The 12,454-nt window shown below is 69.8% G+C and carries 11 protein-coding genes; 1 reads left to right on the top strand and 10 read right to left on the bottom strand.

The window, feature by feature from the left end:
• Window positions 1–309 precede the first annotated feature (309 nt).
• Window positions 310–900: a dienelactone hydrolase family protein gene (locus ACFFBG_RS16135; RefSeq protein WP_375480545.1), complete on the top strand. Its 591-nt coding sequence runs from the start codon at window positions 310–312 to the stop codon at window positions 898–900.
• Window positions 901–917: 17 nt separating this feature from the next.
• Here ACFFBG_RS16135 and ACFFBG_RS16130 read toward each other — a convergent pair whose 3' ends face one another.
• From ACFFBG_RS16130 to ACFFBG_RS16085, 10 genes are all read right to left on the bottom strand, one after another.
• Window positions 918–1,493, bottom strand: coding sequence for a DinB family protein (locus ACFFBG_RS16130; protein ID WP_375480543.1), 576 nt, complete (start codon window positions 1,491–1,493; stop codon window positions 918–920).
• Between the two features lie 36 nt (window positions 1,494–1,529).
• The gene (locus tag ACFFBG_RS16125) at window positions 1,530–3,515 is read right to left on the bottom strand and encodes a S8 family serine peptidase (protein ID WP_375480541.1); all 1,986 of its coding nucleotides are present in this window, start codon (window positions 3,513–3,515) and stop codon (window positions 1,530–1,532) included.
• Window positions 3,516–3,611: 96 nt separating this feature from the next.
• Window positions 3,612–4,079, bottom strand: coding sequence for a hypothetical protein (locus tag ACFFBG_RS16120; RefSeq protein ID WP_375480539.1), 468 nt, complete (start codon window positions 4,077–4,079; stop codon window positions 3,612–3,614).
• A 232-nt stretch (window positions 4,080–4,311) separates the two neighbouring features.
• Window positions 4,312–6,045 (bottom strand): choice-of-anchor G family protein, encoded by a 1,734-nt coding sequence (locus ACFFBG_RS16115; RefSeq protein WP_375480537.1) that lies wholly within the window; start codon window positions 6,043–6,045, stop codon window positions 4,312–4,314.
• A 341-nt stretch (window positions 6,046–6,386) separates the two neighbouring features.
• Entirely contained in the window at window positions 6,387–7,166 is a 780-nt protein-coding gene (pstB, locus tag ACFFBG_RS16110) for a phosphate ABC transporter ATP-binding protein PstB (RefSeq protein WP_375480535.1), read from the bottom strand.
• A 20-nt stretch (window positions 7,167–7,186) separates the two neighbouring features.
• Complete coding sequence (gene pstA, locus ACFFBG_RS16105) at window positions 7,187–8,149, bottom strand: phosphate ABC transporter permease PstA (RefSeq protein ID WP_375480533.1); 963 nt, start codon at window positions 8,147–8,149, stop codon at window positions 7,187–7,189.
• Entirely contained in the window at window positions 8,146–9,267 is a 1,122-nt protein-coding gene (pstC, locus tag ACFFBG_RS16100) for a phosphate ABC transporter permease subunit PstC (protein ID WP_375480531.1), read from the bottom strand. The genes pstA and pstC overlap by 4 nt, the downstream gene beginning before the upstream one ends.
• A gap of 117 nt (window positions 9,268–9,384) precedes the next feature.
• Complete coding sequence (pstS, locus tag ACFFBG_RS16095) at window positions 9,385–10,509, bottom strand: phosphate ABC transporter substrate-binding protein PstS (RefSeq protein WP_375480529.1); 1,125 nt, start codon at window positions 10,507–10,509, stop codon at window positions 9,385–9,387.
• A gap of 160 nt (window positions 10,510–10,669) precedes the next feature.
• Window positions 10,670–11,515: a mycothiol synthase gene (gene mshD / locus ACFFBG_RS16090; protein ID WP_375480527.1), complete on the bottom strand. Its 846-nt coding sequence runs from the start codon at window positions 11,513–11,515 to the stop codon at window positions 10,670–10,672.
• 27 nt (window positions 11,516–11,542) lie between these two features.
• Window positions 11,543–12,325 carry a DNA-binding response regulator gene (locus ACFFBG_RS16085; protein WP_375480525.1) on the bottom strand — a complete coding sequence of 261 codons (783 nt, stop codon included), beginning with the start codon at window positions 12,323–12,325 and terminating at the stop codon, window positions 11,543–11,545.
• Window positions 12,326–12,454 lie beyond the last annotated feature (129 nt).

The following is a 12,454-nucleotide window of genomic DNA, read 5'->3' as shown; positions in this document are numbered from 1 at the left end:
CCAGCAAACACAGCAGCCACTCACGACCCCAAGATCCAATGAGCCAAGTCAGGTCAAATTGCTAGAAATGACTAGGGGTCACCCTCGCCCGACGCCGACCGTCCACCTGTCCCGACCGGGCGCGTCCGGGCTGGCGTCGATCAGGTTTTCCGGTACAGGCGTCGCGGCGCGCCGCTGACAGCGTCCCTGCCGCCGGAAAAGGTGATCGAACGCGGCAGGCGAGATTCGGGCCGACGCGGGCCGGTGTGTCCGACCGTCCTGAGAGCATGTGGGCACTCAACCGCACTTCTCTCGACGTCAGGAGCGCAGATGGCTGAAGTCGTGCTGTTCCACCACGTGCAGGGCCTCACCGACGGGCTGCTCGCGTTCGCTGACGAGCTGCGCGCCGGTGGCCACGTCGTGCACACGCCGGATCTCTTCGATGGCCGGACTCCGGCGACCATCGACGACGGCATGGCGCTCGTCCGCAGCATCGGTGACGACGTCCTCGACACCCGGGTCGACGCCGCGGTCGCCGAGCTGCCGCCCGGACTCGTCTACGCCGGGTTCTCCTTCGGCGGCGCGAACGCGCAGCGGCTCGCCCAGACGCGGCCCGGCGCCCGCGGCGCGCTGCTCTACGACGCGTTCGTCTCCCTGAGCGCCGACTGGTCGTTCGGGCCTTGGCCGCCCGGCGTGCCGGTCCAGGTGCACGGCATGGACAACGACCCGTTCTTCGCGCTCGAAGGCGACCTGGACGCCGCGCGTGAGCTGGTCGCCGCCGTCGGCCCGGACACGGCAGCGGTGTTCACCTACCCCGGTGACAAGCACCTATTCGCCGACAGCTCGCTGCCCTCCTACGAGCCGGCCGCCGCCGCGCTGCTCACTGCCCGATCGATCGAGTTCCTCGATCGCCTCGGCTGAGCTAGGACCCAGCCGGCTCAGCCGCCCCCGCCGGACACCGGCCGCCAGCCGGCCGGCGGATCCTCGCCGACCCGGCCGTCCACTGCCTCGCGAAGTAAGTCCGCGTGCCCAGTGTGCCGGCCGTACTCCTCGATCAGGTCGAACAGCATCCGCCGCAAGCTCGCCCGCCGGCCGTCGGGACCGGGGAGTCCGACCAGCTGGTCGAGGCCGCCCTCGGCGACGGCCTGGGCTGTTGTGGCGCGTGCTCGCTGCACCGCGCCGTCCCACAGCGCGTACAGCTCGGCGGCGGAATCGCCGGCCGCCGACGTGAACGGCCACTCCGGCGCCGCGTCCCAGTCGACGGTCTCCCAGGGTGGGCCGGGCGACGCGCCGCGCAACTTGACGCCGAAGTAGTAGTCCTCGACGAACGCCAGGTGCTTGAGCAGCTGGCCGAGCGTCAGCGAGGACGCGCCGATCCGGGCCTGCAGGCCGGCGTCGTCCAGATCGTCGGCCTTGAAGCGAAACGTGGTGCGCAGCCGGTCGAGGGCGCCGAGCAGGTGCTCGGCCTCCGTCCCGGCGAGCGGAGGCTCCCAGGGGAAGTCGTCGTCGGCCATGCCGAGAGAGTAGGACGCCTACGACAGCGTGAGCCGCTACTTCTTGAGCTTGATCGAGATGTCGTCCAAGTAGAAGCTCGTCGCCCGCGAGCGGTTCTCCCGGCCTACCCACGAGACGGTGATCCGCTTGCCGTTGTACCGGCTGAGATTGAGCGTGACGTGCTTGTACCGCCGGCCGACGCTGCGGTTCGTCCGCGACTGGAGGGTGCGGCCGTTGACTCTGAGCCACATCCGATCGTGCGCGGTCGATCTGCTTTCCTTCGTCGTCACCTTCAGGTAGTAGCTCAACGTCGCGTGGCAGCCGAGCGGCATCGCGAACGTGCGCGTCAGCCGGTCGGTGTGCCTGTGCCCGCGGCCATCGAGTCGGACGAAGTGCGAGCCGTGGTGGGCGCGCCTGGCCAGCTTGTGCACGATGCCCTTGGACGCCGTCCACCTTTTCGCGCCCGCCTCGAATCCGCCGTTGCTCACCAAGCGCGCTGAGCACACCAGGGCCACCGGCCAACGGAATGACGTCGAGCTCTTCCCGCCATGGCCGTCGGTGGCGACGACGACCGGGGCGTAGTTGCCGGCGCGCGTCGGGGTGCCGCTCAGCAGCCCGCTCCTCGAGATGGTCACCCCGGGCGGCAGCCCGCGCGCCGTGTACGTCAGCGCCGCGCTGGGATAGGAGGCGCCGGTGACTTGGATGCGGGCCGGCGTCCCGACCTGGCCGGAGCGCGCGCCGGGATACGTGACGCGCACGACGTGCGCCGCCGAGTCGACCTCGGGCGTGAGCGCGCCGAGACCGTTGAGGGTGCCGAGTCCGGTCGGGCCGTCCCAACCAACGCCCGCCTGGCATCTCGCGGCCCGAGTCTGGCCGCAGACTCCGTTCGAGCCGCTCGTCGGGTCGTATAGCTCGTTCGTGTTGTCGTACAGCGTCTTCGCGGGGGCCGCCGAGGTCGCGGGCACCCCGGCCAGGGCGTACGCCGCCGCGATCATCGGGGCTGCGGCGCTGGTGCCGCCGTACTCGGTCCAGCCGCCGTCGTAGCTGTTGTACAACGCCACCCCGGTGTCTGGGTCGGCGTCCGCCGACACGTCGGCTGCAGCCCGGAACGAGTCGCAGGCCCCGGAGATCCGCGCGTTCTGGCGCTGCCACGTAGGAGCAGAGACGACGCCCGAACAGCCAGATCCCGCGTCGCTCCACGCCGTTTCGGCGGTGCGTGCGTGGGTCTGCGAGTTCACCGTCAGCGTCGTGCCGCCAACTGCCACCGCGCGTGCCGAAGTGGCGGGGTACGCGCCGGTGCTGTCGCCCTGGCCGTCCCCGTAGCCACCGTCTCCCGTGGCTGCGGCGTAAACGACGCCGGCCGCCGCCGGGAAATACGTGTTGTCATAGCTCCGCTCGTTGCCGTCTTCTGCGCCGCCCCAGCTCATCGAGACGAACCGGGCGCCGAGGCTGGTCGCTGTCCGGGCGGCCACCAGCAGGTTGTTGTCATCGCTGTTGGCCTCGATCAACGTGATGTCGCAACGCGGGCAGATGGCCGACACCATGTCGAGATCGAGCGCGATCTCGCCGGCCCAGTTCGCGTCCACCCGCGGCAGCGGGTACACCGCGCCCTTCTGGTTCAGTTTCTGGAAGCAGCCATTTGCGGTCGTGCACGGCGGCATGCCGAATTGGCGGCGGTAGACCGCCAGATCAGCCTCAGCCGTGGCGTCGTTGTAGGCGTCCACCACGTAGACCCGCGGCGCCTTGCGCGCCGTGCTGGCCGCCGCCGCGGTCAGGCCGTAAGCCGTGCGCAGGACGCTCGGGGGGTAGCCGTCGATCGAGGCGCGCTGCGGCGATCGGCTGCCGCTCGCCCGGGCGGCGCGGGTCGAGCCTGGGCTGCGCTCGGCGAAGCAGGTGAAGTGCCCGACCGGCACGTGCCGTGCGCAGACGTTTGTCGGCAGCTGGGTCGGGGCCGCAGCGGCGGGAGCGGCCCCGGGCGCCGCCAGCCCGGCGATCACGAGCACGCACGAGCCAAGCAGCGCTGCCCAGCGGCGAACCGACATGGCCACATCCCGTTCGCTGGTGCCCCGCCATGCGAGGTTAGGGCAACACGGTAGCAAGCGGGCGAACTGCGGACCCAATCTGGCCGCGGAACCGGCCTAGACGAGCTGGCGGTCGTCGTTCGGCAACACTGGCGGCGCGTCGTCGACGTGCTGGCCGCCGCCGCCCTCGCTGCACTGGGGGCACCAGGGCTGAAGCTGGCGGTGGGTGGACTGGGCGAGCACCAGATAGATGAGTGACAGCTGCATGAGCGCCCAACCGGCCCGGCCGATGTCCGAGGTCGCGAAGTTCGAGCCGATCAGCACGACGAGATACGGGATGAGGAAGCGCGGGTCGGTTCCGGTGTGCGCCATCCAGAACCGGCGGCGCAGCTTCATCGCGGTTTCTGCCGGGTTCAGCGGGATGGCGTGCGCGCAGTGCTCGCACAAGCGCCGGTCGTGCTGGCGCATTAGCAAGAAGCTGATCAGCACGAAGCCGAACAGCGCCGGCGGCCCGGTGTAAGTGAACGGCGCCGGCAGCGGGCGCAGGCCGACCGCGACCACTGCCACGATAGAGACGATCAGCATGGAGCTCGCGTAATGCCCGAAGCGCAACGAAAGGCGCTCGGCCACCGACATGTGCGCAGAATAAGCCATCGCCGTCGTCACCCCCGCGGGTAAGACGCGACACCCCCCAGCGCCGCGACGGTGCGGGAGCGGCGAGCTGCCCGACCGTCTCGCAATCGTAGCTGACGCGGCCCGCTGTCCGAAACGGACAAGCCGTCAGCGCCCTGCTCGCGGGACCCGCGCCGCCGACTCGCTAGTGCGACGGTTTCGTGCGCAGCCGGTGGCCGAGGACGCCGCCACCCGCGAGCAGCAGGCCGAGCAGCACCAACACCAGCGGCAGCACCGGCGCGCCGCCGCCCAGTTTCGCCTGGCCGGCCGGGATCGCGGTCGGCACCGCGCTCGCGCCGCTCGCAGCCGCGCTCACTCCGGCCACGCCCAGCGCGGGCGCGGTGGTCGCCGCCGCGACGCTCGCCGGCGCGACGCCCGGGCCGGCGGCGGCGTTGCCCAGCGCCAGAGCGATCTGGGCCCCGCTGGTCGCTCGAGCCGGCGCGAGCGCGGCAGGCGGGGTCAGCGAGGACGGGTTGAGCAGATCGATCTCGAGGGCGCGGACGACGCCTTGGCCGTCGATCGGCGCGTCCGCCTGGTCGGCGGTGGCGGCCAACGAGCTGGTGAACTTGTACTTCGGCGCCGCCGCGCTGGACAGCGGGTAGCCGCCCTGCTGGACATTCGCGCCGATGTCGGCGACCTGCCCCAGACCGGCTGTCAGGGCGTCCAGGCCGCCGCCCCCGGAGTCGGACAATGCGGTGGCGATGTCGTTGATCGCAGACTCCAGCTGCGATCGGCCGGTCACCGCCGACGAGAGCACCGTCGTGAGAACCGTGCCCAACGGGCCGGTGGAGGACAAGCACGTCGACCCGAGTTCTTGCAACGGATCAGTGAACCCGGCAACAACCGACTCGAGGCCCGTGGACAGGATGGTGCTCAGATTGTGCAGCACGTAGGCGAGCAGATCGGTGTTCGGCGGCAGCGCGTTGATGTCCGCGTGCAGCTGCTTGAGCAGCTTCGCCAGGCTGACCGTCACCCGACCATTGCTCGGATCGAGGGTCACCGCCCCGCCGTCCAACGAGATGGGGTGGGTCGGCAGCGTGCCCGAGCTCAGCGAGCAGGACGACGGCACCGGGATCGGGATCGTCTGGCCGGCGAGGGTCTGCTTGATCCCGGCGACAAGCGTGTTGAACTCAGCCCCGCCAGCGGCGAGCTGCTCGAGCAGGGCGCCGAGCGCGGGCGAGGCGAGCACCAGGTCGAAGTCGCCGAGCTGGTAGGTCGGCGAGGACAGGTCACGGCTGGTGTCGGTCTTGGCGATGGCCGCGACCGCTCCGATCGAGGCCTGGACGCTGCCCAGGCCAGCCTTGCTTGTGGAGGGGACGGCCGGCACCGCGGGGATGCCAGGCACTGCGGGGATGTTCAGCACCGCCGGGATGCCCGGAACCGCGGGCAGGGCCGGCAGCCCGGGAATGGTCACTGCGCCGAGCGAGGCGTCGGAGAGCTTGATGGTCGCGTCCGACGGATAGGTGTTGTCGTTGCCCCCGACCGAGACTCCACCACTGTTGGCAACCGCGCCGGACGCGCCGTAGGAGTAGCCGTTGGCCCGCGCGACGGCGACCTGATTGGCCGCGCCCAGCTGGAGAGCGCCGTCACCAGGCAGTTTCAGCGCGTCGCTGAGCGGGATGTCGGCCTGGCCCAGCAACGTGGCGTCGAGGGGGTTCTGCTTGGTCTGCGTGCCGGGCGACGTCGCCCGAGCGTCCTTGAGGTCAACGAGGGTCTGGATTGGCGTGCCGCCGGCCTCGCCGTCCAGGAAGCGGCCGACGGACTGCGCCTGCAGGCCGCTCGCGCCTGCCGCGCCGCCGCCGGCGGTGACGCCCGCCGTGATCGCGAGCGCCGCGGCCATCCCGAACGCGACGAGCGGCGTCGCTCGGCCGCCGGCCACGCGGCGAAGTGTTGACGTCCCCCGACGACCACCCGCTGGTGTTGGCACTCGCTCCGCCTTCCGTCCCGCTCGACCGGCTTGCCCGGGGCGCGGACGCGCCGAGCCCCGCACGTTCTTGGGTGCTCGGAAAGGACTGCTCCGTTGACCGGCGGGACGAATATGCCCGTTCAGGCCGGTCGCTTACCCGGGATTCTGAGCGTTACCCGTACGCACCGTAAACCTGCGGGTGCATTCCGCAGAACGGACGGTGGCCCGCCGGTCAGCTGGCAGCCAGCAGCGACAGCGGCGGAGTCTCTCGACCGGCACACGGGACGACAACAAAAAATCCCGTAAGAGGCGGGTCAGCCAAAGCGGCCGGAGATGTAGTCCTCGGTGCGCCGGTCGGACGGGTTCGCGAAGATCTTCTCGGTGTCGTCCATCTCGACCAGCTGCCCCGGCTTGCCGACGCCAGCCAGGTTGAAGAACGCGGTGCGCTCGGAGACTCGGGCCGCCTGCTGCATGTTGTGCGTGACGATGACGATGGTGAACTGTTCCTTCAGCTCTTGCAGCAGGTCTTCGATCGCCAGCGTCGAGATGGGGTCGAGCGCCGAGCACGGCTCATCCATCAGCAGCACCTGCGGCTCGACCGCGATCGCCCGCGCGATGCACAGCCGCTGCTGCTGGCCGCCGGAAAGACCGGCGCCGGGCTTGTCGAGGCGGTCCTTGACCTCTTCCCAGAGGTTCGCGCCGCGCAGCGACTTCTCGACGATCGAGTCGGTTTCCGAGCGCTTGAGCCGCTTGCTGTTCAGCTTCAGCCCGGCCACGACGTTGTCGTAGATCGACATCGTGGGGAACGGGTTGGGCCGTTGGAACACCATGCCGATGGTGCGGCGGACGTCCACCGGGTCGACCGACGGGCCGTAGATGTCGTCGCCGTCGAGCAGCACCTTGCCCTGGACGCGAGCGCCGGCGATGACCTCGTGCATGCGGTTCAGCGTCCGCAGCACCGTCGACTTGCCGCAGCCGGACGGGCCGATGAACGCGGTGATGCTGCGCGGGGCGACAGTCAGCGAGACGTCGGAGACGGCGAGGAACTTGCCGTAGTAGATGTCGAGACCCTTGGTCTCGATGCGCTTGGCCATGTCGGTTGCTCCTGCTTTCTCTACGACGAGACTTTGCTGCGCCGGCCGATGAGCCGCGCGATGAGGTTGAGCGCCATCACGATGATGATCAGCGTCAGGGCGGCGCCCCAGAGGCGGTCCGGCGCGAAGTTCGATGCCCCGCCGGCGACCTGGTTGCCGTTGGCGTCGAGGTGGTAGGCCGTCTTGCCGGAGGACGAGTTGATGTTGATGAACTGCGCGTTGATGAAACCGGGCAGGGAGCTCTGGAATCCGGACAGCAGGTTGGTGTTCGTGGTGGTCGAGTAGCCGACCAGGATCAGCAGCGGCGCGGTTTCACCAGCCACCCGGGCAATGCCGAGCACGATGCCGGTGATCAGTCCGCTGAACGCCGTGGGGATGACGACGCGCATGATCGTCTTCCACTTCGGGATGCCGAGGGCGTACGACGCCTCGCGCAGCTCGTTCGGCACGAGCCGCAGCATCTCCTCCGTCGTCCGGACGATGACCGGGATCATCAGAATGACGAGCGCGAAGGACACCAGCCAGCCTGCGCGGATGCCGCCGAACGTCGTCACGAACAGCGCGTAGATGAACAACGCCGCGACGATCGACGGCACGCCGGTCAGGATGTCGACCATGAAGGTCGTGATCTTCGCGAACGGGCCGCGGCCGTACTCGACGAGGTAGACGCCGACCAGCACCGCGATCGGCACCGAGATCACCGTGCACAGCGCGACCTGCTCGGCGGTGCCGATGATCGCCGCGGACACGCCGCCGCCCTGGACGCTCGAGCTGATGCCGGCCTGGTCCGACGTCCACCAGCCGGAAGAGAAGATGACGTGGTTACCCTTGCTGATCACCGTCCACAGCAGCCACACCAGCGGCACCAGGGCGATGCCGAAGGCCAGCCACATGACGCCGGTGGCCGCGTTGTTCTTGACCTTGCGCGAGCCGCGCGCTTTGGCGAAGCCGAGCCCGCTCGCGGCCGGGGAAATGGTCGTCATACGAAGTCCTTCTTGCGGTTGACGATCGCGCGGGCTGCGGAGTTGACAACGAAGGTCAGCACGAAGAGCACCAGGCCGGCGGCGATGTAGGCGCCGGTCGACTGCGGGTTGTTGAACTCGGCCGCGCCGTTCGCGATCTGCGAGGCGAACGTCGAGCCGCCGGTGAAGATCGAGAACTTGAACGGCGGGCTGACCGTCGAGACGATCAGGTAGACCGCGATGGTCTCGCCGAGCGCGCGGCCCAGGCCGAGCATCGAGCCGCTGACGACGCCGGCGCGGCCGTAGGGCAGCACCGCGATCCGGATCATCTCCCACTTTGTGGCGCCGAGGGCGAGGGCGGCCTCGATGTTGGCGCGCGGCGTCCGCTCGAACACGTCGCGGCTGATCGCGGTGATGATCGGCAGGACCATGACGGCGAGCACCACGGCGCCGTCGAAGATCGTGCCGGTCGCGTGCTCGAGGTTGAAGATCGGGATCGGGATGTGCGACAGCACCCGCTGCACCGGCTCCAGCGCGGTGGTCAGGGTGAAGGCGCCCCACACGCCATAGACGATGGACGGGATCGCCGCGAGCAGGTCGAGGATGTAGGCGACCGGGCGGGCGATGCGCCGTGGCGCGTACTGGGTGATGAACAGCGCGACGGCGACCGCGATCGGCACGGCGATGACCATCGCGACGATCGAGATGATCACCGTGACCCAGAGCAGGCTGGCGATGCCGAAGTGCAGGTTGCCGGCCTCCGGCGACCAGTTGGTCGAGGTGAAGAAGTTGTCCTTGTCATCGAGGATCGACGGCACGGCCTTGATCAGCAGGAACGTGGCGATCAGGACGACGAGCAGGATGATGAAGCCGGCCGAGCCGGTGGTCAAACCACTGAAGACGCGGTCGCCGACTCGGGACTTGCCGCCCGCGCCGACCAGGCCGGCGCCGACGACCGGCGGGCCCTCGGTCAAGCCGACGGCCAGCGGCTGCGACGAGCCGACGATCTCTGCAGACGGGTAGTGCGGGGCCTCGTGCTCGAGGTCGAAGCCGTCGGTGGAAGTCACCGATTCGCCGCCGATGCTGGGCGGCGGCAGCGGCGCGCCGCCGGGCTCAGGCTTGCTGGTCCGCTCTGTCATCGCGTCTCGCTCTGGCATGAGTGATGGCTACCCGTCGTCAATCGAGGCGGTGCCCCGCTGGTCACCGTATCCGGCCACCAGCGGGGCAGCTGAGACTTCCAGCGACCTTTCGATAATTCAGCTGATCTTCGCGATCGAGGCGTTCACCTTGGTCTGCAGGGCAGCGGGCAACGGGGCGTAACCCAGCGCGGGCAACCCCGCCTGGCCGTCGTTCGCCGTGTAGTCCAGGAAGCTCTTGACGAACTTGCCGATCGCGGCGTCCTTGTACTTCGTGCAGGCGATCTCGTAGGTGACGAGGATCAGCGGGTAGGCCCCGGCCGCGGTCGGCTTGTAGTTCAGCTTCAGCGTCAGGTCGTCCCCGGTGCCGGTGACGGTCGCCTCGCCGGCTGCGGCGCTCGCGCTGGTCTTGTCAACCGTCACCGGGCCCGCGCCGCTGTCGATCTGCGCGGTGCTCAGGCTGCTGCTCACTGCGAACGAGTACTCGTCGTAGCCGATCGAGCCTTCGGTCGCCGCGATCGCCGCGGCCACACCCTGGCTCTTCGCCTTGCCCTGGCCCTTGAAGACCGTCGCCGCGTTGTCCTTGGCCGGCGTCGCCGTGAAGTCCGTCGGGTCGGTGGCCGCCAGGTACTTCTCGAAGTTCTGCGTCGTGCCCGAGGCGTCCGAGCGGAAGATCACGTTGATGGCGGTGCTCGGCAGCTTCGCGCCCGAGTTCTTGGCAGCGATCGCCGAATCGTTCCACTTCGTGATCTTGCCGGTGAAGATCTTGGCGAGCAGGTCAGGCGTCAGCACGAGCTTGTCGACGCCGGACAGCTTGTATCCGATGGCAATCGGGCCGACGACCATCGGCAGGTCGATGGCGGTGCTGCCGCAGGTCTTGCTGGCGGCGGCCGGCTCGCCCTTGGTCGGGTCGAGCGGCGAGTCCGAGCCGGCGAAGTTGACCTGGCCGGCGGTGAAGCTCGTGACGCCGGCACCTGAGCCGGTGGGATTGTAGTTGATCTTCGTGCCGGGGCACTTCTTCGTGTAGCCGTTGATCCAGGAGGTCATCGCGTTCGTCTGCGCGGTCGAGCCCTCGCCGCTGAGGTTGCCGCTCCCGCAGGCGCCGGAGCTCGATGAGCTCGACGAGCCGCTGTTGCTGGCGGTCGTGGACGTTCCGCCGCCCCCGCTCCCGCTGCTGCTACACGCGGCCAGCGCCGCTGCGGTGAGCAGCACGCCGGCGCCGAGGCCGACTCGGTTCAGCTTCACTTCGGTTCCCTTTCGACAGGTGACGTTCCGCAGCGACCGTAAGAGTGCGATATGGCTGGGCGGGGGTCCGTCGGTGAACGAGAGGTGAATGACTGAGCGCAACAGGATGACGACAAGAAAGGCGCGAAATTTACAAAGAGTGAACTGCGTAACAGCAGGCTCAGCGAACCGCCCATTGCACGTCGAGGTCGTGCCGGGTGAACCCGAGCCGCTCGTAGAGCGCCACCGCCGCGCTGTTGTCGCCGTCGACATAGAGCAAGGCCGTCGGACACCCCTCGTCCGCCAACAGCCGCAGGCCGCGCACGAGCAGCGCCTTGCCGAGCCCGGTTCCCTGCGTGGCCGGGTCGACGCCGAGCACGTACACCTCGCCGAAGCCGTCCGGGTGGATCTTCGTCCAGTGGAAGCCGAGCAACTGGGCGCCGCGGACGGCGAGTAGGACGCCCGCGGCGGAGAACCATGATTCGGCCACACGGGCGTCCAGGTCGGCCTGCGTCCAGGTCCCCTGCTCCGGGTGGGTGGCGAACGCCGCGGCGTTGACCGCGAGGAGCGCGGCGTCGTCGCGACCCGGCTCGAACGTGCGTATCTCGACGCCCGGCGGCAGTGGCGGATCGGCCGGGAGCGGGGCCCCGTCGCCGAGCGGGCGACGCAGCTGCAGCAGCTCACGAACGCGCAACAGCCCGCGCTCGGCGAGCGGGGCGAGCAGCCGCGAACGCTCCCCATGCGTCCAGATCAGCACGCCGGGCGCCAGCACCGCGTCGAGCAGCGCCGGCAGGGCGGCCGGCTCGCCGACGACCTCGGCCGAGTCACCAGCGCGCTGCGCGTAACCGAGCACGACGCCTTCGGCGTCGCGCGCGACGGTCTGCGCGACGTCTGCCGAGCCGAGCAGCGTGCGCGCTTGGTCGGAGAGCGCGGCCGCGCCGTCCGCCTCTTCGACGCGATCGGCCAGCGCGCGGATGGCACGGCGCGACGCGTCGTCCGGAACGCCGGTCGACAAGGTCACGGGCACGCCCGTGACGTTAGCTTCCGGCGTCGGTCAGCGCCCTGACTGGAGTCGAGATGCGAGGTCGCCGCGCTGCGGGTCGGCGTCGGCGAGATCCATCGCGTCGGCGGCGTCGGCCGACTGGTCGGTGTCCCGCCGGCCGGCGAGGTCAGCCGGGCGGACGAACTTGTAGCCGACGTTGCGGACGGTGCCGATCATCGCCTCGTGTTCGGCGCCGAGCTTGGCGCGCAGGCGGCGGACGTGGACGTCGACGGTCCGGGTGCCGCCGAAGTAGTCGTAACCCCACACCTCTTGGACGAGGTGCGAGCGGGTGAAGACCCGGCCCGGGTGCTGAGCGAGGAACTTCAGCAGCTCGAACTCCTTGTAGGTGAGGTCGAGCGCGACGCCGGACAGCCGGGCGGTGTAGGTGGCCTCGTCGATGGCGAGCTCGCCGAGCTCGAGCCGGCCGCCGGACTCGTCGGAGACGGCGGCGCGCCGCTCGACGGCCAGCCGGAGCCGGGCGTCCAATTCGGCCGGGCCCGCGGTGTCCAGGACGAAGTCGTCGACTGCCCAGTCCCCGGACACGGCGATCAGGCCGCCCTCGGTGAGCACGGCGAGCACCGGAACGGCGGTGCCCATCGCCGTGAGCAGCCGCACGAACGACCGCGCGGCCATGAGATCGCGGCGCGCGTCCACCAGCACGACGTCGCCAAGGCTGCGCTCGACAAGGGCACCGGCGTCCTGCGGCAGCACCGTCACCTGGTGCGGGAGCAAACCCAGCGCTGGCAGCACTTCGGCGGTCGGCTGCTTGGCTGCGGTGAGCAGAAGAAGCTCCACACTCGCCTCCGGTCGATCAGATCGGGCGGGTGAACAAACCGGGGGACCGCAGACGCGGATTCCGGCGGGCGGCGTTGCCCTCAAGTGCTTGCAGACTACCGGACCGCCGACGGCGCCCCAGCCGGATCA

Origin of the sequence: uncultured Jatrophihabitans sp. (genome assembly GCF_964251945.1) — a bacterium.
GTDB lineage: Bacteria > Actinomycetota > Actinomycetes > Mycobacteriales > Jatrophihabitantaceae > Jatrophihabitans.
Note: the sequence above shows the minus strand (reverse complement) of the source record. Positions and strands in the feature narration are given on the sequence as shown.

Bases quoted from the DNA above. Each gene is read 5' to 3' on its own strand.
- ACFFBG_RS16135 (WP_375480545.1), top strand. From the start codon at position 310: ATGGCTGAAGTCGTGCTGTTCCACCACGTGCAGGGCCTCACCGACGGG.
- ACFFBG_RS16130 (WP_375480543.1), bottom strand. From the start codon at position 1,493: ATGGCCGACGACGACTTCCCCTGGGAGCCTCCGCTCGCCGGGACGGAG.
- ACFFBG_RS16125 (WP_375480541.1), bottom strand. From the start codon at position 3,515: ATGTCGGTTCGCCGCTGGGCAGCGCTGCTTGGCTCGTGCGTGCTCGTG.
- ACFFBG_RS16120 (WP_375480539.1), bottom strand. From the start codon at position 4,079: ATGCTGATCGTCTCTATCGTGGCAGTGGTCGCGGTCGGCCTGCGCCCG.
- pstB (WP_375480535.1), bottom strand. From the start codon at position 7,166: ATGGCCAAGCGCATCGAGACCAAGGGTCTCGACATCTACTACGGCAAG.
- pstA (WP_375480533.1), bottom strand. From the start codon at position 8,149: ATGACGACCATTTCCCCGGCCGCGAGCGGGCTCGGCTTCGCCAAAGCG.
- pstC (WP_375480531.1), bottom strand. From the start codon at position 9,267: ATGACAGAGCGGACCAGCAAGCCTGAGCCCGGCGGCGCGCCGCTGCCG.